Annotated in this window: 17 protein-coding genes; 5 read left to right on the forward strand and 12 right to left on the reverse strand. The window is 65.5% G+C overall.

Features of this window, described 5'->3' with window-relative positions:
- Window position 1: 1 nt before the first annotated feature.
- The 7 genes from GTZ97_RS13000 to guaD all read right to left on the reverse strand — a co-directional run bounded on the left by GTZ97_RS13000 (window position 2) and on the right by guaD (window position 8,592).
- Complete coding sequence (locus tag GTZ97_RS13000; RefSeq protein ID WP_161651064.1) at window positions 2–1,048, reverse strand: adenosine deaminase; 1,047 nt, start codon at window positions 1,046–1,048, stop codon at window positions 2–4.
- 87 nt (window positions 1,049–1,135) lie between these two features.
- On the reverse strand, window positions 1,136–2,416 hold the full coding sequence (locus GTZ97_RS13005; RefSeq protein WP_161651065.1) for an alkaline phosphatase PhoX: 1,281 nt from the start codon (window positions 2,414–2,416) through the stop codon (window positions 1,136–1,138).
- A 125-nt stretch (window positions 2,417–2,541) separates the two neighbouring features.
- Window positions 2,542–3,696 (reverse strand): BMP family ABC transporter substrate-binding protein, encoded by a 1,155-nt coding sequence (locus GTZ97_RS13010; protein ID WP_161651066.1) that lies wholly within the window; start codon window positions 3,694–3,696, stop codon window positions 2,542–2,544.
- A 52-nt stretch (window positions 3,697–3,748) separates the two neighbouring features.
- Window positions 3,749–4,696, reverse strand: a complete 948-nt coding sequence (locus GTZ97_RS13015; protein WP_161651067.1) for an ABC transporter permease — start codon at window positions 4,694–4,696, stop codon at window positions 3,749–3,751.
- Window positions 4,693–5,754 (reverse strand): ABC transporter permease, encoded by a 1,062-nt coding sequence (locus tag GTZ97_RS13020; protein WP_161651068.1) that lies wholly within the window; start codon window positions 5,752–5,754, stop codon window positions 4,693–4,695. Before GTZ97_RS13020 ends, GTZ97_RS13015 begins: the two co-directional genes overlap by 4 nt.
- Complete coding sequence (locus GTZ97_RS13025; RefSeq protein WP_161651069.1) at window positions 5,741–7,261, reverse strand: ABC transporter ATP-binding protein; 1,521 nt, start codon at window positions 7,259–7,261, stop codon at window positions 5,741–5,743. Before GTZ97_RS13025 ends, GTZ97_RS13020 begins: the two co-directional genes overlap by 14 nt.
- Window positions 7,258–8,592 (reverse strand): guanine deaminase, encoded by a 1,335-nt coding sequence (gene guaD / locus GTZ97_RS13030; RefSeq protein ID WP_161651070.1) that lies wholly within the window; start codon window positions 8,590–8,592, stop codon window positions 7,258–7,260. The genes GTZ97_RS13025 and guaD overlap by 4 nt, the downstream gene beginning before the upstream one ends.
- Window positions 8,593–8,793: 201 nt before the next feature.
- On the opposite strand from guaD, the gene xdhA reads away from it, so the two are divergent.
- The 5 genes from xdhA to GTZ97_RS13055 are packed head-to-tail and all read left to right on the forward strand — an operon-like array spanning window position 8,794 to window position 15,533.
- Window positions 8,794–10,314 (forward strand): xanthine dehydrogenase small subunit, encoded by a 1,521-nt coding sequence (gene xdhA / locus GTZ97_RS13035; protein WP_161651071.1) that lies wholly within the window; start codon window positions 8,794–8,796, stop codon window positions 10,312–10,314.
- A 13-nt stretch (window positions 10,315–10,327) separates the two neighbouring features.
- Window positions 10,328–12,706, forward strand: coding sequence for a xanthine dehydrogenase molybdopterin binding subunit (xdhB, locus tag GTZ97_RS13040; RefSeq protein ID WP_161651072.1), 2,379 nt, complete (start codon window positions 10,328–10,330; stop codon window positions 12,704–12,706).
- On the forward strand, window positions 12,706–13,620 hold the full coding sequence (gene xdhC / locus GTZ97_RS13045) for a xanthine dehydrogenase accessory protein XdhC (protein WP_330863612.1): 915 nt from the start codon (window positions 12,706–12,708) through the stop codon (window positions 13,618–13,620). Before xdhB ends, xdhC begins: the two co-directional genes overlap by 1 nt.
- Window positions 13,621–13,624: 4 nt before the next feature.
- Window positions 13,625–15,058: an 8-oxoguanine deaminase gene (locus GTZ97_RS13050; RefSeq protein ID WP_236651204.1), complete on the forward strand. Its 1,434-nt coding sequence runs from the start codon at window positions 13,625–13,627 to the stop codon at window positions 15,056–15,058.
- Window positions 15,051–15,533, forward strand: a complete 483-nt coding sequence (locus GTZ97_RS13055) for a GreA/GreB family elongation factor (RefSeq protein ID WP_161651074.1) — start codon at window positions 15,051–15,053, stop codon at window positions 15,531–15,533. Before GTZ97_RS13050 ends, GTZ97_RS13055 begins: the two co-directional genes overlap by 8 nt.
- Before the next feature lie 777 nt (window positions 15,534–16,310).
- Here GTZ97_RS13055 and cap4 read toward each other — a convergent pair.
- The 5 genes from cap4 to GTZ97_RS13080 form a co-directional block, all read right to left on the reverse strand.
- Window positions 16,311–17,705, reverse strand: coding sequence for a CD-NTase-associated endodeoxyribonuclease Cap4 (gene cap4 / locus GTZ97_RS13060; protein ID WP_161651075.1), 1,395 nt, complete (start codon window positions 17,703–17,705; stop codon window positions 16,311–16,313).
- Window positions 17,702–18,169, reverse strand: coding sequence for a M67 family metallopeptidase (locus GTZ97_RS17015; RefSeq protein WP_161651076.1), 468 nt, complete (start codon window positions 18,167–18,169; stop codon window positions 17,702–17,704). The genes cap4 and GTZ97_RS17015 overlap by 4 nt, the downstream gene beginning before the upstream one ends.
- On the reverse strand, window positions 18,144–19,865 hold the full coding sequence (locus GTZ97_RS13070) for a ThiF family adenylyltransferase (RefSeq protein ID WP_161651077.1): 1,722 nt from the start codon (window positions 19,863–19,865) through the stop codon (window positions 18,144–18,146). The genes GTZ97_RS17015 and GTZ97_RS13070 overlap by 26 nt, the downstream gene beginning before the upstream one ends.
- Window positions 19,866–19,894: 29 nt before the next feature.
- Window positions 19,895–20,902 carry an SMODS domain-containing nucleotidyltransferase gene (locus GTZ97_RS13075; protein WP_161651078.1) on the reverse strand — a complete coding sequence of 336 codons (1,008 nt, stop codon included), beginning with the start codon at window positions 20,900–20,902 and terminating at the stop codon, window positions 19,895–19,897.
- A gap of 727 nt (window positions 20,903–21,629) precedes the next feature.
- Entirely contained in the window at window positions 21,630–22,190 is a 561-nt protein-coding gene (locus GTZ97_RS13080) for a saccharopine dehydrogenase C-terminal domain-containing protein (protein ID WP_161651079.1), read from the reverse strand.
- Between the last annotated feature and the right edge of the window lie 426 nt (window positions 22,191–22,616).

Consider the following 22,616-nt stretch of genomic DNA (forward strand, 5'->3'; position numbering starts at 1 on the left):
CTCAAGCGGCAAAACGCGCGAACGTCTCGTCCAGCTGGGCCACCCAGGCGGCCTTCTGCTCGCCTGACACAAAGCTCGCTTCCAGGCTGTTGCGTGCCAGCGTGTAAGCGTGGCCAGCGTCCAGATCGAGCGCCGCAAATGTCTCCAGATAGTTCTGGTTGACGTAGCCGCCGAAGTAGGCGGGGTCGTCCGAGTTGATGGTGACCTTCAGGCCCGCATCCAGCAAGGTGCGCAGGTTGTGGTCGGCCATGGTCTGGAAGACGCACAGCTTGATGTTGGACAACGGGCACACCGTCAACGGCGTGCCCTGACGCGCCAGACGCTGCACCAGGGCCGGGTCTTCCACACAGCGCACGCCGTGGTCGATGCGCTCGACGTGCAGCACATCCAGCGCACTGATGATGTAGGCTGGTGGCCCCTCCTCACCCGCATGGGCCACCAGCCGCAGGCCGAGTTCGCGGCAGCGCGCGAACACCCGGGCGAACTTCTCGGGCGGATGCCCCCGCTCGCTCGAATCCAGCCCCACGCCGATGAAATGGTCGCGCCAGGGCAAGGCCTCTTCCAGCGTGCGCAAGGCGTCTTCTTCGCTGAGGTGGCGCAGGAAGCACAGGATCAGCGCCGAACTGATGCCCAGTTCGCTGCGCGCGCGCTCGCAGGCGCGGGTCAGCCCGCGGATCACGACCTCGAACGGCACGCCGCGTTCGGTATGGGTCTGCGGGTCGAAGAACAGCTCGGCGTGAACGACGTTGTCCGCCTTGGCCCGCTCGAAGTAGGCCCAGGCCATGTCATGAAAGTCGTCTTCCTTGAGCAACACCGACGCGCCCGCGTAGTAGATGTCGAGAAAGCTCTGCAGATCGGTAAAGGCATAGGCCGCCCGCAGCGCCTCCACGCTTGGGTAGGCCAGCGCCACGCCATTGCGCTGTGCCAGCGCGAAAATCAGCTCGGGCTCGAGCGAACCCTCGATGTGCATGTGCAGTTCGGCCTTGGGCATGGCCTGCAGCAAGGCCGGCAGGCGGTCGGGGGCGATCGAGTGGGGCAGCGTCGACATGAAACACCTTCAGGGTCAGCTCACCGGCACGCGCCGGCATGCAGCCACTCTAGCAAAACCCACACCGCCGAACGCTGCGCGGGCCGCTCAAGCCTGCGGAATCGTCACCTCGTAAGTGATGCCCTGGCGGGTGGCGCCGCCCCGCTGCGAACTGAAGTACAGGCGCCGCCCATCGGGCGAGAACGCGGGCCCGGTCAGCTCGGAATGGTCTTGCCCGACCACCTGCAGCAAGACCTCGACGCGGCGATCAGGCCGGATCACGCACAACTCCATGTTGCCGCCGTCTTCGGCCACCAGCACATCGCCCCACGCGCTCACGGTCAGGTTGTCCACCCCGGACAGCACGTTGTCCGGCGGCGTGGCCAGCGCGAAGTCGTAAATCACCTCGACCGTCTGCCGCGCTGTGTCCAGCGCCCAGATGCGGTTGTCGCCCTTGGTCGAGAAGTAAACAATGCCCGCGTGAAACCACAGGCCCTCACCGCCACGGAAGATGGTGCCGGGCGCGCGTTCACCCAAGAAGCCGCGCACCACTTTCTGTGACAGCTCGGGCTGGGCCACGTCGACCCAGTTGACAGCCTGGGGGCGTGAGAGATCCAGGCCGGGCTCGGGATAGGTGCCCGCCGGTGCCGCCGCCAGCTGCATGACCTGCAGGCGCCCCTGGCTCAGGCGCGGGCGCGCCGCACCCTCGGGCCAGTCGTCTGCCGCGCAGACAAAGCGGTAGAAGCGGCCGTCGCCTTCGTCTTCTGTCAGATAGAGGGTCTTGTGCAGCGGATCGACCGCCACCGCCTCGTGTTTGAACACCCCGAGCGCCGGGCGCACACGCGCATCCAGCATGGTGCCCTCCGGCTTGACCTCCCAGACGCGTCCCAGTTCATGCTCTTCGCCCGACAGCCATGTGCCCCAGGGCGTGGCGCCACCCGCGCAGTTCAGCGAGGTGCCGCCCAGCAGGCGGCGCGCGCCCACCACCCGGCCACTGGCGTCGAAGCGGATGGCGCCCACGCCGCCCACCAAGGGCACTTCGCTGTTGCTCACATACACCCAGCCACCATCGTGGCAGGCGAAGGTGGCGCCGCCATCGGGGTAGGTGTGCCAAAGATAGGCGCTGCTTGAGCTGGGGCGCTGGCCCGATCGGGCCACCACACGGCAGCTGAAGCCGGCCGGCAGGCGGACACCATGGGCGTCGGGCGCCTGCAGCGGGCCGAGCGGCGGAATGCGGCCCGGCCTGGGCCCGTCATGGGCCTGCGCCACGGCAGGCAAACCACCCGTGAAGGCGGCCGCGCCGGCGGCCCAGAACAGATTGCGCAGAAACGCCCGGCGGGCATCTCCGCCGGACGGGCAGGCCGTATCAGCCAGTGAGCGGATGATCATGGACGTCTCCCGATGAGAGGGGCACAAGTTGCCCACATCATGCACCGGAACCGTGACAACCGCGTCAGCCGGGCGTGGGCTAACCGGCCCACACGGCCCATCCCGCCTGCCCTGCGTCAACCGGCTTACTTGCTGCTGGGGATCGAGCCCTCAACGCCCTTGACGTAGAAGTTGATGCCGCCGAGGAACTTGTCGTCGGCGACCACGTCCTTGGCCAGCACTTCCTTGCCATCCTGACCCACGATGGGGCCCTTCCAGATGTTGTAGGTGCCCTCTTTCAAGCCCGCCTTGATGGTCTCGACCTTGGCCTTGATGTCAGCCGGCACGGCGTCAGAGATGGACACCAGGTCGATGGCGCCCTCCTTCACGCCCCACCACACGCCGCCAGTCGACCAGGTGCCCTCCAGGGCATCACGCGTGGCCTTCACGTAGTACGGACCCCAGTTGATGATGGCCGAGCCCAGGTGGGCCTTGGGGCCAAACAGGCGCATGTCCGAATCCCAGCCAAAGGCGTACTTGCCGGCCTTCTCGGCCGTCTGCAGCACGGCGGCCGAGTCGGTGTTCTGGAAGAGCACGTCGGCGCCCTGGTTCAGCAGGCTCTGCGCGCCCTCGGCCTCCTTGGGAGGATCAAACCAGCTGTTGACCCACACCACACGGGTCTTGATGTTGGGGTTGACGCTCTGAGCGCCCAGCGTGAACGAGTTGATGTTGCGGATCACCTCGGGGATGGGAATCGAGCCCACCACGCCGAGCGTGTTGGACTTGGTCATGGCCCCGGCGATGACGCCAGCCATGTAAGCGCCTTCATAGGTGCGCGAGTCATAGGTGCGCATGTTGGCGGCCGTCTTGTAGCCCGTGGCGTGCTCGAACTTGACGTTGGGGTTGTCGGCGGCCACCTTGAGCATGGGCTCCATGTAGCCGAAGGTCGTGCCGAAGATCAGCGTGTTGCCCTGCCCGACCAAGTCGCGGATGACACGCTCGGCCTCGGGGCCCTCGGGCACCTTCTCGACATAGCTGGTGACCACCTTGTTGCCAAACTCGGCTTCGATGGCTTTGCGACCCTGGTCATGCGCGAACGTCCAGCCCGCGTCGCCCACGGGGCCGACGTAGGCAAAAGCGATCTTCAGCGGCTCGGCCGTCGCTGCCGCAGGGGCCTCGGATGGCGCCGAAGCCGCAGCCGGCTCGGCTTCCTTCTTGCCACACCCGGCCAGGGCCGCCGCGGCGGCCACCGCGGCCAGCCCGCCAAACTTCAGCAATGCGCGCTTGGACAAAGAGGTCATGTCATCTCCAGGGTTGAAAACAGCAGAACAGGACAGCAAGGATGATGCCGGCTCAGGCACCAGGATGGAAGGGCTTGCCGAGCGAGGCCGGCATGTTGATGCGGATCCACGTCGGATTGCGCGAGATCAGCACCAGCACCACGATGGTGGCCAGGTAAGGCAGCATGGTCAGCCACTGGCTGGGGATCTGCACGCCCTGCCCCTGCAGGTGGAACTGCAACATGGTCACACCGCCAAACAGGTAGGCGCCCAGCAACACCCGCAAGGGGCGCCAGGTGGCAAAGGTGGTGAGCGCCAGCGCGATCCAGCCCTTGCCAGCCACCATGCCCTCGACCCACATCGGCGTGTAGACCAGCGAGATGAACGCCCCGCCCAGGCCACACAGCGCCCCGCCAGCGACCACTGCCATCAAGCGGATGCTGCGCACGCGGTAGCCCAGCGCGTGGGCCGATTCAGGCGACTCGCCCACCGCGCGCAGCACCAGCCCGGCGCGCGCCCGCATCAGCCACCACGTCAGCGCGATGGCCAGCACGATGGCCACATAGACCAGCGGGTGGTGTTTGAACAGGGCCGTGCCGACAAAAGGCAGATCGGCCAGCCCCGGTATGGCGAAATGCGGCCGCTCGGGCAAGCGCTGCTGCGTGTAGCCGATCCCCACGAACGCACTCAGGCCCACGCCGAACAGGCTGAGCGCCAGGCCGGTCGCGTACTGGTTGGTGTTCAGCCAGATCACCAGCACGCCGAACAGCGCCGCCATGGCCGCGCCCGCCGTGGCGCCGGCTGCAAAACCGGCCCAGTCGCTGCCAGTGTGCACACCAGCGGCGTAGCCGGCGATGGCCGCCACCAGCATCATGCCCTCGGCGCCCAGATTGAGCACCCCCGCCCGCTCATTGAGCAACAGCCCGAGCGAGGCCAGCGCCACCACCGTGCCGGCGTTCAAGGTGGCCGCCACCAGCAAGGCGAGCGACTCGCCAGAGAGGTTGAAGATGAGGTCGGTCATTTCGCAGCCACCCAGCGCAGACGTTGGTGGATGAAGGTGTCACAGGCCAGCAGGGCAAACAACAGCAGCCCCTGGAACACACCCGTCAAAGCCTTGGGCAAGCCCAGGCGCGACTGCGCCAGCTCGCCACCGATGTAGAACATGCTCATCAGCACGGCCGAGAACACAATGCCCACCGGGTGCAGCCGCCCGACAAAGGCCACGATGATGGCCGCAAAGCCGTAGCCCACCGGCACATACGGCGTGAGCTGCCCCTGCGGGCCGGCCACATCCAGCGCACCGGCCAGCCCCGCCATGCCGCCCGACAGCAGCAAGGCCGTCCACAGCGCGCGGCGCGACGAAAAGCCTGCATAGCGCGCCGCCATGGGCGCCATGCCACCCACCTGCATCTGAAAGCCCTGGTAGGTGCGAAACAGGAACACGGTGAACGCCGCAACAGCCGCCAGCGCCACGAAGATGCCCACGTTGGCGCGCAGGCCCTGCATCAGCCGGGGCACGCGCGCAGCGTCCAGAAAGGTGATGGTCTGCGGGAAGTTGTAGCCCTGCGGGTCTTTCCAGGGCCCGTAGACCAGGTAGCTCAGCACCATCTCGGCCACATAAACGAGCATCAGGCTGACCAGAATCTCGCTGGCATGGAAGCGATCGCGCAGCGCCGCCACAATGCCCGCCCAGAACATGCCGCCCACCACCCCGGCCAGCAACACGGCCACCACATACACAGCAGGGCTGTCGGGGCTGGCGCGCAGGGCCACGCCTCCCGCAAAGATGGCGCCCATGATGAACTGCCCCTCGGCGCCAATGTTCCAGAGATTGGCCCGAAAGCACACCGCCAGGCCCAACGCAATCAGGATCAGCGGCGTGGCCTTGAGCGTGAGCTCGGACCACGCATAGCTGTTGCGCAACGGCTCGACGAAGAACATGCGCAAGCCCGCCACCGGGTCCTTGCCCAGCACGGTGAACAGCACCACGCCCACCAGCACCGTGACCGCCAGCGCGATCAGCGGTGAGGCCAGCGTGAGCAGGCGCGACGGCGCGGGGCGGGGTTCAAGCCTGAACATGCGCGCCCCCCTGCCCGGTCCACAGGCCGCTCATCCAGGCGCCGATCTGGTCCACCGTGGCATCGGCCACCGCCACGCTGGGCGACAGGCGCCCCTGCGACATCACCATCAGGCGATCACACACTTCGAACAACTCGTCCAACTCCTCACTGACCACCAGCACGGCGCAGCCCGCATCACGCAGCTTGAGCAACTCGCCGCGGATCTGGGCGGCCGCCCCCACGTCCACACCCCAGGTGGGCTGCGACACCAGCAGCACGCGCGGCTCGGCATCGATCTCTCGGCCCATGATGAACTTCTGCAGATTGCCGCCCGACAGGCTGCGGGCCAGCGCATCCGGCCCGCTGGCCTTGACCTTGAAGCGAGCGATCAGCTCGGCAGCCATGCCATGCATCCCGACGGTGCGCAGCCAGCCCCCGGGCCCCACGGCATCGGTGCGGGTGAGCAGCGTGTTCTGGGCCAGTGACATGGTCGGCACGGCCCCGCGCCCCAGGCGCTCCTCGGGTACGCTGTGCAGGCCCAGTGCCCGACGGGCGGCCGGGCCCGCCCGGCTGACATCGCGGCCGAACAGGTGGACGGAGCCAGCCGGCGCGCGCGGGTCTTCGCCGCTGAGCACGGCCATCAGGGCCTGCTGGCCGTTGCCCGACACACCGGCAATGCCCACAATCTCGCCACCATGCAGGGCAAACGACAGCTCGCGCAGGTCCACCCCAAAGGGGTCGTTGCGCGGCACATTCAGCGCCTTGACCGACAGCGCCAGCTCGCCCAGCACGGGCGCGGCGCGATGCAGCTCGGGCGGCTCACTGCCGATCATCAGGCGCGACAGGCTGGCATTGGATTCCGCCGCGGGTGTGACCTCGCCCGTCACCCGCCCGCCGCGCAGCACCGTGCAGTGGTGGCACAGCGCGCGGATTTCGTCGAGCTTGTGGCTGATGTAGAGGATGGCGCAGCCCTGCTCGGCCAGTTGCCGCAGCGTGACGAAAAGCTTGTCGACCGCCTGCGGTGTGAGCACCGACGTGGGTTCGTCCAGGATGAGCAGCTGAGGCCGGGTCATCAGCGCGCGCACGATCTCCACCCGCTGGCGCTCGCCCACGGTCAGCGTGTGCACCGGCCGATCCGGGTCGACCTCCAGCCCGTACTCGCCCGACACCTCGCGGATGCGCCGGGTCACCTCACCGAGCGGCATGCCCTTGTCCAGCCCCAGCCACACGTTCTCGGCCGCCGTCAGCGTGTCGAACAGCGAGAAATGCTGAAACACCATGCTGATGCCCAGTGCGCGCGCCTCCTGCGGGGAGCGAATGCGCACAGCCTGGCCGTTGAACAGCATCTCGCCCGCGTCGGGCTTGACCGCGCCGTAGATGATTTTCATCAGCGTGGATTTGCCGGCGCCGTTCTCACCGAGCACGGCATGGATCTCGCCCGGCCGCACCCGCAGGCTGACCGCATCATTGGCGCGCACGCCGGGGTACTGCTTGGTGATGCCGCGCAGTTCGAGTCGGTACGTCATGTCTTGGAAGGCTCGGCAGGAAGGCGGTGCGGGGATTGGAACACGGGCTGGCCGGCCACCAGGGTCTCGACCAGGTTGCGCTCATCGCCCAGCGTCATCCAGACGAACAGGCGTTCATGCAGGTCGCCGCCCCTGGCCCGCGCCACGGCGTCCCGGTGGCTGGCCACAGGCCCGGCCGACCAGTCCCAGACGGCGAGGTCGGCCCAGCGCCCCGGCTCGATCTGGCCCATCTCGTCGCTCAGGCCCAGCGCGCGAGCGGCACCCAGCGTGGCGGTGTAAAGCGCCTTCCACGCCGTCAGGCGCGTGCCGCGCAGGGCCTGGATCTTGTAGGCATCGGCCATGTTGCGCAGCATCGACAGGCTGGTGCCCCCGCCCACGTCGCTGGCCAGGCTCACGGCCACGCCTTGCTGCTCGGCCTGGGCCCAGTCGAACAGGCCGCTGCCCAAAAACAGGTTGGACGACGGGCTGTGGGCGATCTGGGCGCCGCGCTCGCGCAGCACGGCCCGGTCGTTGTCGTCCAGCCAGATGCCGTGGGCCAGCACGCCGCGCGAGCCGATCAGCCCGTCGCGGTCGTAGACATCGAGGTAGCTGCGCGCATCGGGGAACAGCTCGTTCACCCAGCGGATCTCGTCGCGGTTTTCCGCCACATGGGTCTGCATGAACACCCCATCATGGCGCTGGCAGAGCTGGCCCGCCATGCGCAACTGCGCGGGCGTGCTGGTGGGCGCAAACCGCACGGTGACGGCAAAGGCCTGGCGCTGGCGCCCATGGAAGCGCGCGATCAACTCTTCGCAATCGCGCTCGGCCTCGTCGACTGTGTCGCGCAAGCCATCAGGTGCATGCCGATCCATCAGCACCTTGCCGGTGATCAGCCGCATCTGCCGCGCGCCGGCCTGGTCGAACAAGGCCTCGGCGCTGACCTTGTGCACCGTGGGAAACACCACGGCCGACGTCGTGCCATGGGCCCACAAGGCATTCAGAAAGCGCGTGGCGCCCTCGGCTGACACCGCCGGGTCAGCATAGCGGCGCTCAGCCGGGAAGGTGTAGGTGTTGAGCCAGTCAAGCAACTCGGTGCCGTAACTGGCGATCACGTCCAGCTGCGGGCAATGCACATGCGTGTCGATGAAGCCCGGCAGGATCAGGCGGCCTGCGTGGTCATCCAGCGGCGCATCAGCCCAGGCTGCGGGCAGTTCGGCCGTGGGCGACAACACTGCCACGATGCGCCCGGCCTCGATCAGCATGCGGTGATCGGGCCGCCAGCGCACCCCAGGAGACTCATCGGGCGTGTGAAAGCCCGGGTCGGCCGTGAAATCGAGGAGATCGCCTCTCACGATGCGCCGCTGGGGCGAGCCGTGTGCGTGGACAGTGGAATGGGTGGCGACTGGTTGCACAAACGGTTCCTCGGTGCGCCCTTTACGGCCGATTTCCAGCCGGGCGGTGCGCGGGGGTTGTCGACGAAATGGTATACCGTTTGCTTGCCATCCGGCTACGCTCGTGGCGACAATGGACCACAAGCCGGCACCTCAGACAGCATGACCCACCCCATCCGCCCCATCCGTTTCGTTCACCGCGGCGCCGTCCAGCAGGTGACACAGTTGCCGCCCACCACCACGGTGCTGCAGTGGCTGCGTGAACACGCCCACTGCACCGGCACCAAAGAGGGGTGCGCCGAGGGCGACTGCGGTGCATGCACCGTGGTCGTGGGCGAGATGGACGCCGCCTCGGGCGCCTGGCAACACAAAACGGTCAACGCCTGCATCGCCTTTCTGCCCACGCTGGATGGCAAGGCGCTGCTGACGGTGGAGGACGTGGCCGACGCCCATGCCCACGCCAATGCGCCCGGCGCGCTCCACCCCTGCCAGCAGGCCATGGTCGACTGCCACGGCTCGCAGTGCGGCTTCTGCACGCCCGGCTTCGTGATGTCGCTGTGGCAGCTCTACCAGCAACGCGACACGGCCCCGCCACGAGAAGAACTGGCCGATGCCCTGTCAGGCAACCTCTGCCGGTGCACTGGCTACCGCCCGATTCTGGACGCCGGGCAACGCATGTTCGAGGCACCCCGGGTCGCTTTCGACCCCGCGCCGCTGCTGGCCGCCCTGCGTTCGCTGCAGGCCGACACCCCGCTGGTGTACGAAGCCGATGAAGCCGGCCGCCCGGGCCAGCGCGTGCGCTTCTACGCCCCGCGCTCGCTGGACGAGCTGGCTGCGCTGCGGCACGCGCTGCCTGAGGCGCGCCTGCTGGCTGGCAGCACCGATGTGGGCCTGTGGGTCACGAAGCAGTTCCGTCCGCTGGGCGACATCATCTATCTGGGCCGGGTCCAGGCGCTGCAGGCCATCACCCTGAATGCCGCTGCGCACGCCTTGACCATCGGGGCGGGCGCCTCACTGGAGGCTGCCTGGGCGGCGCTGGCGGCCCATGTGCCGGCGCTCAAAGAGATCTGGCTGCGCTTTGCCTCGCCCCCGGTGCGCCATGCCGGCACGATGGGCGGCAACATTGCCAATGGCTCGCCCATCGGCGACAGCGCACCGGTGTTGCTGGCTCTGGGCGCGCGCCTGGTGCTGCGCCGCGGCGATGCGGTGCGCGAGCTGCCGCTGGATGCCTTCTATCTGGATTACATGAAGAACGCCCTTCAGCCGGGCGAGTTCGTCGAGGCCCTGGTGGTGCCCCTGCCGGAGGCGGATGACCACGTGCGGGCCTACAAGATCTCCAAACGGCGCGACAGCGACATCTCGGCCGTGTGCGCCGGGCTGGCGCTCAAGCTGCAAGGCGACACCATTGTGGAAGCCCGGCTGGGCTGGGGCGGCATGGCGGCCACGGCCCGCCGCGCTTCCGCCGCCGAAGCTGCCCTGGTGGGCCAGCCCTGGAACGAGGCCACGCTGCGCGCCGCGCAGGCCGCGCTGGCGCACGACTTCACCCCGCTGACCGACCTGCGCGCCAGCGCCGGCTACCGCTTGAAGGTGGCGGCCAACCTGCTCGAGCGCTTCTGGCTCGAAACCCGTCCCCACCAGCCCCTGCGGGCCGACGAAGTGCAGGTCTGGCCTGCCAGCGTGTGAGGAGGATCCCCCCATGAACCAGACGGCAGACGCCTTCCTCACCACCCACACCACAGCGGGCGCGGCCACCGCAGCCGGCGGCGCCGCGGGCCACTCGCGTCCGCACGAATCCGCCCACATGCACGTGGCCGGGCGCGCGCCCTACATCGACGACCTGCCCGAACTGGCCGGCACGCTGCATGCGGCCCTGGGCCTGTCACCCGTGGCTCATGGCCGGCTGCTCAGCATCGACGTGGCCGGCCTGCGGGCGCTGCCCGGCGTGGTGGCGGTGCTCACCGCGGCCGACATCCCGGGCGTGAACGACTGCGGCGCCATCGTGCACGACGACCCCATCCTCGCCGATGGCGAGGTGATGTACCTGGGCCAGCCCATGTTCGCGGTGTTGTCCGCAGACCGAGAGGCCGCCCGGCGCGCCGCCGCCCGCGCAAAGGATTTCGTGCGCATCGAGCCACTGCCTGCGCTGTTGACCCCCGACGAGGCCCATGCCGCGGGCGAGTACGTGGTGCCGCCCATGCGGCTGAACCGGGGCGACGTGCCCGCGGCGATGCAGACGGCGCCCCATCGCCTGCAGGGCCGGTTCGACCTGGGTGGCCAGGAGCAGTTCTATCTGGAAGGCCAGATCTCGTACGCCATCCCGCGCGAGAACCAGGGCATCTTCCTGCACTGCTCCACCCAGCACCCCAGCGAGATGCAGCACGCCGTGGCCCACGCACTGGGCCTGCACGCCCACCATGTCCAGGTCGAATGCCGGCGCATGGGCGGCGGCTTTGGCGGCAAGGAGTCGCAATCGGCCATCTTTGCGTGCATTGCGGCCATTGCCGCCCAGCGGCTGCAGCGCCCCGTGAAGCTGCGCCCCGATCGTGACGACGACTTCATGATCACAGGGCGGCGCCACTGCTTTGTGCACACCTTCGATGTGGGCCACGACGATGACGGGCGCATCCTCGCCGCCGATGTCGAGATGGTCTCGCGCGCCGGTTTCTCGGCCGATCTGTCGGCCCCGGTGATGGCGCGCGCACTTTGCCACTTCGACAACGCCTACTGGCTGCCAGCGGTCGACATCCATGGCTACTGCGCCCGCACGCACACCCAGAGCAACACGGCCTTTCGGGGCTTTGGCGGCCCTCAGGGCGCCATGGCGGTGGAGGTGATTCTGGACAGCATTGCCCGCCGGGTGGGCAAGGACGCGCTCGATGTGCGGCTGGCCAACCTGTATGGCCGCGGCGAGCGCGACGTGACGCCCTACGGGCAGACGGTTGAAGACAACGTGGTGCCTGAGTTGATCGGCGAGTTGGTCGACACCAGCGCCTACCGCCAGCGCCGCGCCGAGATCCAGGCGTTCAACGCCAGCAGCCCGGTGTTGAAGAAGGGGCTGGCGCTCACGCCGCTCAAGTTCGGCATCTCGTTCAACGTGGTCCACCTGAACCAGGCCGGCGCGCTGGTGCACATCTACACAGACGGCAGCATCCTGGTCAACCACGGCGGCACCGAAATGGGTCAGGGGCTCAACACCAAGGTGGCGCAGATGGTGGCGCACACGCTGGGCGTGGACGTGGCGCGCGTGCGCGTCACCGCCACCGACACCACCAAGGTGGTCAACACCTCGGCCACCGCCGCCTCGACCGGCACAGACCTCAACGGCAAGGCCGCTGCCGATGCGGCCCGGCAGATCCGCGAGCGGCTGGTGGCCCATCTGGCCGCCCGGCATGCGGTGGCGCCCGAGGCCGTGCGCTTCATGAACGACCAGGTGTGGGTGGGCGACACCGCGTTGCGCTTCGATGAGGTCGTCATGGGCGCCTACATGGCCCGCGTGCAACTGTGGTCGGATGGCTTTTACGCCACGCCCAAGCTCAGCTGGGACCGCGAGCGCATGCAAGGCCGCCCCTTCTACTACTACGCCTATGGCGCCGCCGTCAGCGAGGTGTTGGTGGACACGCTCACCGGCGAATGGAAGCTGCTGCGTGCCGACGTGCTGCATGACGTGGGCCAGTCCATCAACCCCGCGCTCGACATCGGGCAGGTGGAAGGCGCATTCATCCAGGGCATGGGCTGGCTGACCAGCGAAGAGCTGGTGTGGCACCCGCAAACGGGCAAGCTGCTCACGCACGCGCCCTCCACCTACAAGATCCCCACGGCCAGCGACTGCCCGGCCGATTTCCGCGTCAAGCTGTTTGCCAACCGCAATGTGGAGGACACCGTCTACCGCTCGAAGGCCGTGGGTGAGCCGCCGCTGCTGCTGCCCTTCTCGGTGTTCTTCGCCATCCGCGACGCGATCTCTGCCGTGGGCCAGCACCGTGTCGACCCGCCCCTGCGCGCCCCCGCCACGCCCGAGGCCATCCTGGATGCGGTAGAAGCGGTGAAAGCCGCCGAGAACGTCGAGGCCGCCGCCTGATGAGCTGGATGAGCCCGAGCGGGCGAGCCCTGCGCGACACGGCGCAACACTGGCTTTCCGCCGGGCGGCCGGCCATCGTCGTGCATGTGGACGAGATCAAGGGCTCGACCCCCCGCGAGGTGGGCACCCGCATGCTGGTGGCAGCCGATGCCGTACACGGCACCATTGGCGGCGGCCACCTTGAATGGCAGGCCATTGATCTGGCCCGGCACCTGCTGGCCGAAGCGCCCTCGCCCGCCACGGGCCAGCGCCTGCAGAAAACCTATCCGCTGGGGCCGACTCTGGGCCAATGCTGTGGCGGCGTGGTCGTGTTGGGTTTCGAGCCCCTCAGCCCGGCCTGCCTGGCCCACTGGCCCGACAGCCCCGCCCGCTTCCATCTCGAGCTGCATGGCGCCGGCCATGTGGGGCAGGCCATCGTGCGCCTGTTGTGCGATCTGGACTGCACCGTGCGCTGGATAGATGAGCGAGGCGATGACACGACCGGCGACGCTCCCGGGCTGCCCGACCCCGACTGGCTGGCCACCCTGCCGCCCCACATCGCCTGGACGCCGACCGATGCCGCAGACCACGAGGTGGCCCACGCCCCTGCGCATGCCTGCCACCTGGTGCTGACGCACCGACACGACCTCGACCTGCGCATCATCAGCGCCGTGCTGCATCGCAGCCAGCAGCAGCACGATGTGCGCTTTGCCGGCCTGATCGGCTCGATGACCAAGCGCGCGAAGTTCTTGTACCGGCTGGAGGCGATGGGGCTGTCCAGCCGCACCCTGGCGGGCTTGACCTGCCCCATCGGCCTGCCCGCGCTGACGGGCAAAGAGCCGGCCGTGATCGCGGTGTCGGTGGTGGCGCAGCTGTTGCAGCACTGCCCTGCGCTGAACGCAACTGACACAGCCACCGCACCCTCTCATGACTGAACCCATGCTGCTGATCAAAAACGCCGACTGCGTCGCCACCATGGACAACGCCGGCACCGAATGGCGCCAGGCCAGCGTGCTGATCCAGGGCCCGCGCATCGTGGCCTGCGGCCCCACCGCCGAGCTCGACCCCGCCCTGCTGGCCCAGGCCACCGACGTGATCGACGCGCGCGGCCACGTCGTCATCCCCGGCCTGGTCAACACCCACCACCACATGTTCCAGAGCCTGACGCGGGCCATCCCCGCCGCGCAGGACGCCGAGCTCTTCACCTGGCTGCGCACGCTCTACCCCATCTGGGCAGGGCTGACGCCCGAGATGGTGCGCGTGTCGACCCAGGTGGCCATGGCCGAGCTGCTGCTCAGCGGCTGCACCACCAGCAGCGACCACCTCTACCTCTATCCCAACGGCTGCCGGCTGGACGACAGCATCGAAGCGGCGCTGCAAATCGGCATGCGCTTTCATGCCAGCCGCGGCAGCATGAGCGTGGGCGAATCGAACGGCGGCCTGCCACCCGACAGCCTCGTCGAGCGCGAGGCCGACATCCTCAAAGACTCGCAGCGCCTGATCGAGGCCTGGCACGATGAGCGCGACTTCAGCATGACGCGCATCGCGCTGGCGCCGTGCTCACCGTTTTCGGTCAGCCCGGATTTGATGCGCGAATCGGCCAGCCTGGCGCGCAGCTACCGGCGCGGCGTGCGCCTGCACACCCACCTGGCCGAGAACGACCACGACATCGCCTACAGCCGCGAGAAGTTCAAGCAGACGCCCACCGAGTACGCCGAAAGCCTGGGCTGGCTGGGCGACGACGTGTGGCACGCCCACTGCGTGAAGCTGGACGAACACGGCATCGGCCGCTTTGCCGCCACCCGCACGGGCGTGGCGCACTGCCCCTGCAGCAACATGCGCCTCGCCTCGGGCATCGCGCCCGTGCGCCGCATGCTGAACGCCGGCGTACCCGTGGGCCTGGGCGTGGACGGCTCAGCGAGCAACGACGCCGGCCACATGCTGGCCGAAGCACGGCAAGCCATGCTGCTGGCGCGCGTGGGGCGGAGCTTGGAGCCACCGGCCATCGGCCACGATGGCCGCCCCAGTTTTGGGTGTGACCATGGGCCGGCCGACATGAGCGCCCGCGCGGCCTTGCGTGTGGCGACGCGCGGTGGGGCCGAGGTGCTGGGGCGCACGGACATCGGGCAGATCGCGCCCGGGTTTGCGGCTGACTTGGCGATCTTTGACACGCGCACGCTGGGCATGGCCGGGGCGGCGGTGCATGACCCGGTGGCGGCCTTGCTGATGTGCCATGGGGAGCCCACGGCATGGACGATTGTGAATGGGCGGGTGGTAGCCGATCATGGGCGCATCACCACGGTGGCGATGGAGCCGGTGGTGGAGCGGCATAACAAGCTGGCCAGCGCGTTGGCGACGTCTCACCATGGATAAAACCTTGCTGCAGCAGCAGGTGCTGGACCGGCTCGCCGGCGATCTGGCGCAAACCGAGCAGGCCGCGCGTGTAGCCCATGAAACGGCAACCCACGAAGAGAACATCGCCGAAAACAAGTACGACACACTCGGCCTTGAAGCAGCCTATCTGGCCACCGGGCAAGCTCGTCGGGCTGAGGCCATCCGCGAGGCGATGGCCACTTGGCGCCAGTTCCGCCCTCGCCCCTACGACGCCAGCAAAGGCATCCAGCTCGGCGCGCTGGTGTGCCTGGTCGATTCAGAGGGCAAGCATCAACAGCTCTTTCTTGGCCCGTCGGGGGGCAGCATGCAACTGGCCTGCGGCGACGAGATTGTTCAGGTCATCAGCTGCGAATCGCCTTTGGGAAGGGCCATGCTGGGCCGATGCGAGGGGGATGAGGTGTCGATACAGGTCGGGGCGAATCGACAGGTGTTTGAGGTGGTAGAGGTTTACTGAGCTGAGCGTGTACACGCAGCCTTGACCAGAGATCACCCAGGCCGCCTGCCGTGCACTCGCCGGATGCGCTCAGTTCGGACTTGCCTTGACCCTGCTTTCGCGGAACCGCCATCAACTGAGCTTGCCCTGCGCTGGCCGCTTAGCAGCGGGTGCGGCCGGTCGCCGCCTCATGCCGAACTCACGCTGATCGCGATTAATCGGTCATTGGCCCGTACGACGAAAGTACACGCGGCGGTCAGCTGTGCGAGGTGCAGCGGTCGTTTGTCCGTTTGAAACGGACAAGGCCACCACAGTGACAACTCTTCTCGGTCACGGACAGGTGCTCAAGACCCTTCGGTGACATCCGCTGTTCTGATCCGGGCGTCTGAAAGAGAGTTCACGAAGCGCTTCTCGGGATGGAGTAAGGCGTTTGGGAATTTCGTCGGTGGCATGGTGGTGTCAACTCGCTATCCGTTCCTCTCTTCGGCGGCTTCCAGTCGCCGTTTCGTCTCGTCGCGGACCTTGCCGAGCTCACCACACTGACGGATGAGGAGGTGCTCCAGCACTTTATCCGGGTCGGTGAGGCGCGTCGCCAATTTGCTAACGATCGGCTCATAGTTCAGGAGAGCAGACCACTATGGTCAAAGATGTGGACTTGTCACGGGGATCACTGTGGAACCGCTGGGATCCGCACATCCACGCGCCTGGCACGGCAGTTAACGACCAGTAGACGCCCTTTGCGTCAAGTTCGGCGTTGATGTGCTCGCGCCTCCGCCGTAGTCCCAGTAGTCGGCTGTCCTACCCAGCTTGAAGCAAAGCCGACGGCCGATAGCCCCCGTCAACCCAGTCATAGAGCTGGATATGACCAAGCGAGTTAAGCCGATGGCCCAGTGCCATGGCGAAGAGCGACGGCGCCTTGATCACGAGATGAATCTTGCGCAGACGGTGAGCTGACTTAAATCGGCTTAGCGCAGCCTTCGCCTCTGCGACCGCCGTGTTCAACGCAACGATCCCGTCAATGGCCGCACTGCCTTCAAGCGTCAGCTGTGGGGCACCCTCCAGGGAGCCATCGTTGATCGCAGCCGAGTCGGAGCCGACTGGAGTCGGAAATCCTATGAGGGCCACCCCTTCTTGCGCTCCAGGTTCGCCCGTCATTTCACTCGTCGAAAAGAACCGGCTGCTCGCTTTGTCGTACTGATCCGTCCGATAGACGGATCCGTTGTGCTCGATTTGAAGGACGAAACCCGGGGCGGCGCCGAAAGCGAAGCCCAGCAAGCAGGCCAACGATATCCGCTGCTTGCCGTCCAGGGAAATGCATCTGCGAGCGCAACTGCTCTTGATGAACGAAGCCACTCCCGACAAGGAACCCTGAAGGCCTTCCCAATCTGCTGCGGAAAGTCCGCCCCGGCCTGGCCCGTTGAAGCACCCCACGTCCACCCCCAGTATGCCCAGGGGCACAGGACCGTCCATCAACTGCACAGTCGTCGGCTGGCGCAGCCAGTCTGCGGCGTCTTCCTCCATTACTTCTACCAGCGCCGCCTCTATGTCTGCTCGTTGAATTGGGCCGAACGAAGACCTGCCGACCAATGCCTTGCATTTCTCACGGAAGGTGTTGATCTGCTTTTGACGCAGGTCCAAGGTAGGAAAGTGCTGCCCCAGCATGCCGCCAAACGCAGCGTCGGCTGATTCTGCAGAGAACTCCTCGAACTCGACGAAATCAAGAACGAATTCCGCCTCAGCGGCCGAGCGTCCCTTGCTCGTCACCCAATTGATCACCGCTTGCCGATCCTGCGCGACCAACGGCGAACTGGGCTCAAACGACGAGCCGACACCGCGTAGACGCTTGATCTGTGCAAGCAGCGGCTCAGTCTCAGAGTTGTAGCCGTTGCACACAAGAACGAAACGGCGGTATTCGTCCGAAGCCTGCCGCACCTCTTGGAACCGATTGATTTCGGCCCAGAATTTCGTCGATGGGAGCGAGCTGTCCTTGGCCTCGTACATCACCCGCTGCTGCCCTTCTGCACCGAAGTAGCAGACCTCGACGTCTCCGACTGCTTCGCTGACCACCAAGCTAAAAGCCCCTTGCGCTAACCATTTCGGCAGGTTGAGCAGCACATATGCGTCTTGGTACTCAAAGCCTACCCGGGCAATTGCGCCGCCGGTCGACTGTCTCTCAAGTAGGCTCGCACTCATCTTGCTGGCTCCAATTCAAGTTCAGACGGATGCACCGCTCCGTCGGGCAAATATGTGTGGGCGCTCCCTCGAAGCTCTTGACCGTCCAAGCGAAAGATCAGCAGGACAGCGAAGTTTGCCCCAACACTTTTGTCCATGACGATGCTTCTCATCGTGTCGTGATCACGGCCACTGGGCTGCAGAGAGAACAGGGGGTGGGAGTGCCACTCCCCGAGATAGTTGAACTTCTCGAACCGGCCCCCGTGTGCCATGCAAAAGTCCTTAACCGCTGCGACCACCCCAGTCAAGTTGCGAACAAACGAAGCGATCGCGCCTGTGCCGTGGATGGTCAAGCGACGAACCACAAAGTGGTTTACTCCCACGTGCTCGCCCAGTAACACGCCGCCACATTCGAGCGGACCCGCCTTGGCTAGCGCCGACTCCAGACGCTTGCGGACGTCAGGCGGTACCGTTATTCGAAGCACTGCCTCGCACCTCCGCCTGACGCTTCATGTCTTGCAAGTCTGCTTGCTCTTGGGCCGTCAGCTCCACGGCTGGATGCTCTGGCTTCACGGCTGCAGAACAGTCGACGGGTCGAACATCGAAGGGCTGGTCGAATAGCCAAAATTTCCGGAACCCAATCAAGTAGGCTGCCACGGGATATGCAGATTCCGCCTCTTTGCAAAGCGCATCTAGAGAGAACTGCGTCATGTGTGCGGCAAGCGCCCCGACGTCAGCGTCCGATGCGATGTAGACCCTGCCATCGATGTCGGCGCCGTAATCCCGCTGTTCAGTGCCGGGCGCTGGGGGAGCATCACGCAGAACACCAAAAATATGGTTGCGAACGCTCAGAGGATCCGGGTCCAGTCCTGGTCGGCTTCGCGCCATCAGGCCGCCACATCCTCCCGCAAAAACTTCGCCCCAAACCATCGCAACCTGCGCCCTGTGACACAAGGCCGCCAAAACCAGGAACGCAGCCGGCACCGCAGTGGCATCAATCACAAGGTTGCAGGAAGCCAAAGCTTCAGCCACTGCCGCAGACACGAGTGGGTTCTCCTGTCCGCAGACACGGGAGCACATTGCCTCAACGCTAACGCTGCCGGCGGCCACCAGCTTGATCTCCCTCGCCACCGCATTGGCCTTCTCGTATCCGACGTCATGCCAGTTGAGCTCGTTGCGCACCAGGTTCTGCGGCGTAAGGATGTCATCGTCGACCAAGACGAACTTGCCGACCCCAGCCCTGGCGAGGGCGATGGCAATCTTGCTTCCAAGCGAGCCGAGCCCAACTACCGCAACCTTCACATCTTTCAATGCCTCAAAGTTAGGAGGCAGCCTCGTCGCCTTGTCCTCTGAAAACTCAAGCAAGTGATATCGCTGAAAAAGCGGAGGCGTTGTGTCATCTGCGACACCAAAAGCGCGTATCCCACCGAGCCTGTCATGGAGGACCAGCAGCCGCATGAGTACGGAGGAGGCACCCCAGGGCCAGCGCTCGCCAAGCTGCGCCTTGAGTGACGACACGTCCTTGACGCTGTCAAATGCTGCGGTGTCCTCGACCCGAAGCGCCCAGCCCTCACGGTCAGGCCCTTGCTCATGGAGAGAAGCGGGAACATCACGAATGTCCCGCTTCGGCTCACCAGCCAAGGTCTTGATGACAACAACAGAGCACGCCTCAAGGTAGCTCACCTTGCAAGTCAGCTCGATTGAATCCTTAGCAGCCTCGCTCAGGGCGAGGCGTAAGTCCTTCGTCACCACGAGGCGGAAACGCTGAAAGCGGACTTCTTGCCCTGCAGTCAACACATGCCGAGATTGAATTGGCGGTGCGTGAGGTGTGAGCACCTGCATAACCTCAGTCCAGATGAGCTTGGTGGCGCTCTTAATGAGGTCAAGACCCGTAATTCCGGCATGCCAGTTGTCTGGCCCGTACTCCAGGCAAAGAATTCCCGATCCACCGTATTGGTGGGTTCCGGACCAAACTTCCCCGGGCCGTGCAGGCCTGATATACGCCGCCACGTCGGGGAACAAGGGTGGATAGACCAGCACCCCGTCCCGTGTCATAGGTGGGACCAAGTCAAGCCGGAAATGGGCGCACACCTGCCCGGCTTCGTCGACTTCCCACCGCTGAACGGAAAAACCGGCCCCTGATTTTGCGTGGTCTTGTATCAGCCGCCATTCACGAGCCATGCGCTGAGGCTGCTCGTCAAGTAGGCCCATCAGGCGAACCCCGCCGGCTTGTTCGGCACTACAGCATGCGCAGGAAAAGTCAGACCAACGCCAACCGCCGGTTTGATGAGCGAAGCACCCAGGCCAGACGCTGATTTGCTCGCCGAAGCGGCTGCAGGAAACCTGCTGCCGAACACCTGGCGCCAAAGCTCCAGCGCCTCTGCGTCGTCTGTCTCGGCTGTAGCCCTCCGCGCCAAGGCCGCGTGCTCTTTCACCTTGTCGTAGAAGGTTTTGAACTCATCGGCTGTGACGTTTGAAAAGACGTTATTGCCTGGTACGCCGGGGTCTTCCAGATTGGGTACGGCATAGAGCAGTGCATACGCGCCATAGGTATCCCGGATCGCCTCGAGCAACTCGACAAACAGCTTCTCATACGAGGTCTCCCCATACTTCATGTGTTTGGCGACCAAGCATTCCAGGATGAAGCCCTTGGGGCGGCGCAAATCGGCCAGGTGGACGCGGCGCCACCACTTGAAGAGCTTTACCAGCGGTTTGAAATTGCCACCGGATTGCTTGTTAACGCTCACCGTCCACTCGGTGTGGGCCGGAGGATTGGTAGTCAGCCACTCCTTGAGTTCAATGTCCGGAATCAGGTAGGCGTCGCCGTCCTCAATGATAGGCACCACGTCCATGTCGACGCCTGCGAGCGTCACGGCAATGGAGCGCCGGTTGACCTTCAGATTCTTGTAGCCCGAATCGACCAACGCCTTGTTTAGCGCATCGAGGACAGTCTGGGGCTCGTCTTCTTCGGTGTGATTCGTGACCGCAATGATGTCAACGTCTGGGCGTTGAAGCACCCCGTCAATTGATTGCGGGCGAATCGCGGTATCCCGCTTATACGACCCAGACAGAAACGTCTCGACATGGACCTCTGAAAACTCCTCGTGCTCGGCAAGGGCCGTCCGCAGAGTGTTATGTGCGCTTGAGCAGGTGCTCTTGGTAGTCGGGGAGGGTTCGATGTCCGCGAGAAAATCGAGAAATTGCTGTTTGGTTGCCATGGAGTACCGCGTGAGGTGGTGATCTGCCTGCGCCCATAGGCACTAGGCCCCGCTGCTCGGCCCACATACAACCTGGCCGGGTTACATCCGGATTGGCACTCTTCAACCCAGAGCGATAACACTATATGTGGGAACAAAGAAGCCGTCAAGCACTACAGGTAGTGTCATGACAGGAGAACTCACCAATCATTAGATTTCAGAAACTGTATGGGCATACAGTTCTGAGTGGGTGCACATCACGACACGACGGAGTAGGCGCCGCGAGGATCAGGCCTTCTTGCCGTCTCTTTCTGCCCGCACTCATTCGTCGTCCCGAGACGGTGACTCATACTCCCCCACGCCCAGTGTGCGAGCTGCGCCACGAGTCCGCTACCAAACTGTCGCTTGCGGCAGCCATTGTCAGCAGTATGAGTAGGCACTCGGGATATCGATATTGCTTGCCTCATCCAATGTCAGCTTGCGGGGGGGACATCCGCCCGACATCAGCGAAAACCGCCAAGTCTGCTTGGAGGCGCCGCCGACATTCGACGGCCCATCCTATGCAGCAGCAACCAACCTAAAGCGGCCCACGCAAGAGACTGCTTTGCCGCACGGGCCTGAAGGGCCACTCCCGGTGGTATTCAAGCTCCCTGCCTCAAAGCGTCAATCCGTTTCGCCACCTGAGCAAGCAGCCACCCTGCAACCGGGAACGCTGGAGCTCACACGAAGGAACGACGCAGCCAGCGGGCTACTGCAACCAGTGCAGTTCAGGCTCGAAGAGGGGTGCGATACCAGGGTGGCCGCCAACCTGGCTGAAGAGCTGTTGAAGCAACCGCGGGTCGACAATGGCCTCGGGGGCGTGCACGCCGGGCTGGCGTATCTTGCCGTCCAGCATCAGGTGCGCGAAGCAGGCCAGCGGCGTGCCTGTTACCTCGTCCATGCCGCCTTGGTCTGCCGTCTGCAACGAGGCCGCTCTGGACACCCATGCGGCTCGACGTCCGCTCAGGCGGCCCTCCACGCGGACGTACAAGCCACCTGCGTGATGCTGCTCGGCGTCATCACGCATCAACCTCATCAGGGCCGTCAAGTCACGGGCTCTTAGCTCTCCACGCAGCCATTGCCGAAGAATGCCACCCAGCGCAGCCAGTGCTGGCTTGAAGCGCGGTGTAACGCCACGCTCCAGATCCATGAGGCAATCGAGGGCGGCATTGAAGGTGATTCGCTCGCGCTCGACCGCTCGGGCCAGCCCCTGAAACAAGCCGTTCAGCGCAGCTGGTTGAATGGCGCCCTGGCAACGGACACGGGTCATGCCGGGAAAAGAGCGAGGCACAGTCACCAGCTCAGAGTGTCCGATGTCGTACACACGGCAATCGCCCAGCGGTTCAGGGAAGCGAAGCACCTCCGAGTGGCGGAATGCTGCGATGGGTTGTCGTTGACCATTTCGCACGGTGAACGTCTTCCCGATACACGAGTGCAGCATGTGCTCAATGACCGCACGCCCGTCGCCCAGTTGCCCGGGTTGCCTGGGGCTCGCGCCGGTCACCCAGGCCACCTGCGCGCCATCAGCCTGATCTAGCAGCCCATTCAAGTACCTCACCAGCACATTGATGTCACCGCCGCAGTAATACTGACCCACTTCGTCGGCGTAAAAGTGACCCACCTGGGGTAAGGATGGCGGCTTTGGCCGCCGATGTTGACCCAGGAGCAAGTAGTGGAGATCAAGGTGATGTCTCGG

The sequence above is a fragment of the Aquabacterium fontiphilum genome (assembly GCF_009909205.1).
Taxonomy (GTDB): Bacteria; Pseudomonadota; Gammaproteobacteria; order Burkholderiales; family Burkholderiaceae_C; genus Aquabacterium; species Aquabacterium fontiphilum.

Excerpts from the sequence above, each read along its gene's own strand:
- GTZ97_RS13070 (WP_161651077.1), bottom strand. The coding sequence starts at position 19,865 with ATGGCTCGTGAATGGCGGCTGATACAAGACCACGCAAAATCAGGGGCC.
- xdhC (WP_330863612.1), top strand. The coding sequence starts at position 12,706 with ATGAGCTGGATGAGCCCGAGCGGGCGAGCCCTGCGCGACACGGCGCAA.
- GTZ97_RS13050 (WP_236651204.1), top strand. The coding sequence starts at position 13,625 with ATGCTGCTGATCAAAAACGCCGACTGCGTCGCCACCATGGACAACGCC.
- xdhB (WP_161651072.1), top strand. The coding sequence starts at position 10,328 with ATGAACCAGACGGCAGACGCCTTCCTCACCACCCACACCACAGCGGGC.
- GTZ97_RS13080 (WP_161651079.1), bottom strand. The coding sequence starts at position 22,190 with ATGACCCGTGTCCGTTGCCAGGGCGCCATTCAACCAGCTGCGCTGAAC.
- GTZ97_RS13020 (WP_161651068.1), bottom strand. The coding sequence starts at position 5,754 with ATGTTCAGGCTTGAACCCCGCCCCGCGCCGTCGCGCCTGCTCACGCTG.
- GTZ97_RS13010 (WP_161651066.1), bottom strand. The coding sequence starts at position 3,696 with ATGACCTCTTTGTCCAAGCGCGCATTGCTGAAGTTTGGCGGGCTGGCC.
- GTZ97_RS13055 (WP_161651074.1), top strand. The coding sequence starts at position 15,051 with ATGGATAAAACCTTGCTGCAGCAGCAGGTGCTGGACCGGCTCGCCGGC.
- GTZ97_RS13025 (WP_161651069.1), bottom strand. The coding sequence starts at position 7,261 with ATGACGTACCGACTCGAACTGCGCGGCATCACCAAGCAGTACCCCGGC.
- cap4 (WP_161651075.1), bottom strand. The coding sequence starts at position 17,705 with ATGAGTGCGAGCCTACTTGAGAGACAGTCGACCGGCGGCGCAATTGCC.
- GTZ97_RS13015 (WP_161651067.1), bottom strand. The coding sequence starts at position 4,696 with ATGACCGACCTCATCTTCAACCTCTCTGGCGAGTCGCTCGCCTTGCTG.
- GTZ97_RS13000 (WP_161651064.1), bottom strand. The coding sequence starts at position 1,048 with ATGTCGACGCTGCCCCACTCGATCGCCCCCGACCGCCTGCCGGCCTTG.
- GTZ97_RS13075 (WP_161651078.1), bottom strand. The coding sequence starts at position 20,902 with ATGGCAACCAAACAGCAATTTCTCGATTTTCTCGCGGACATCGAACCC.
- xdhA (WP_161651071.1), top strand. The coding sequence starts at position 8,794 with ATGACCCACCCCATCCGCCCCATCCGTTTCGTTCACCGCGGCGCCGTC.
- GTZ97_RS13005 (WP_161651065.1), bottom strand. The coding sequence starts at position 2,416 with ATGATCATCCGCTCACTGGCTGATACGGCCTGCCCGTCCGGCGGAGAT.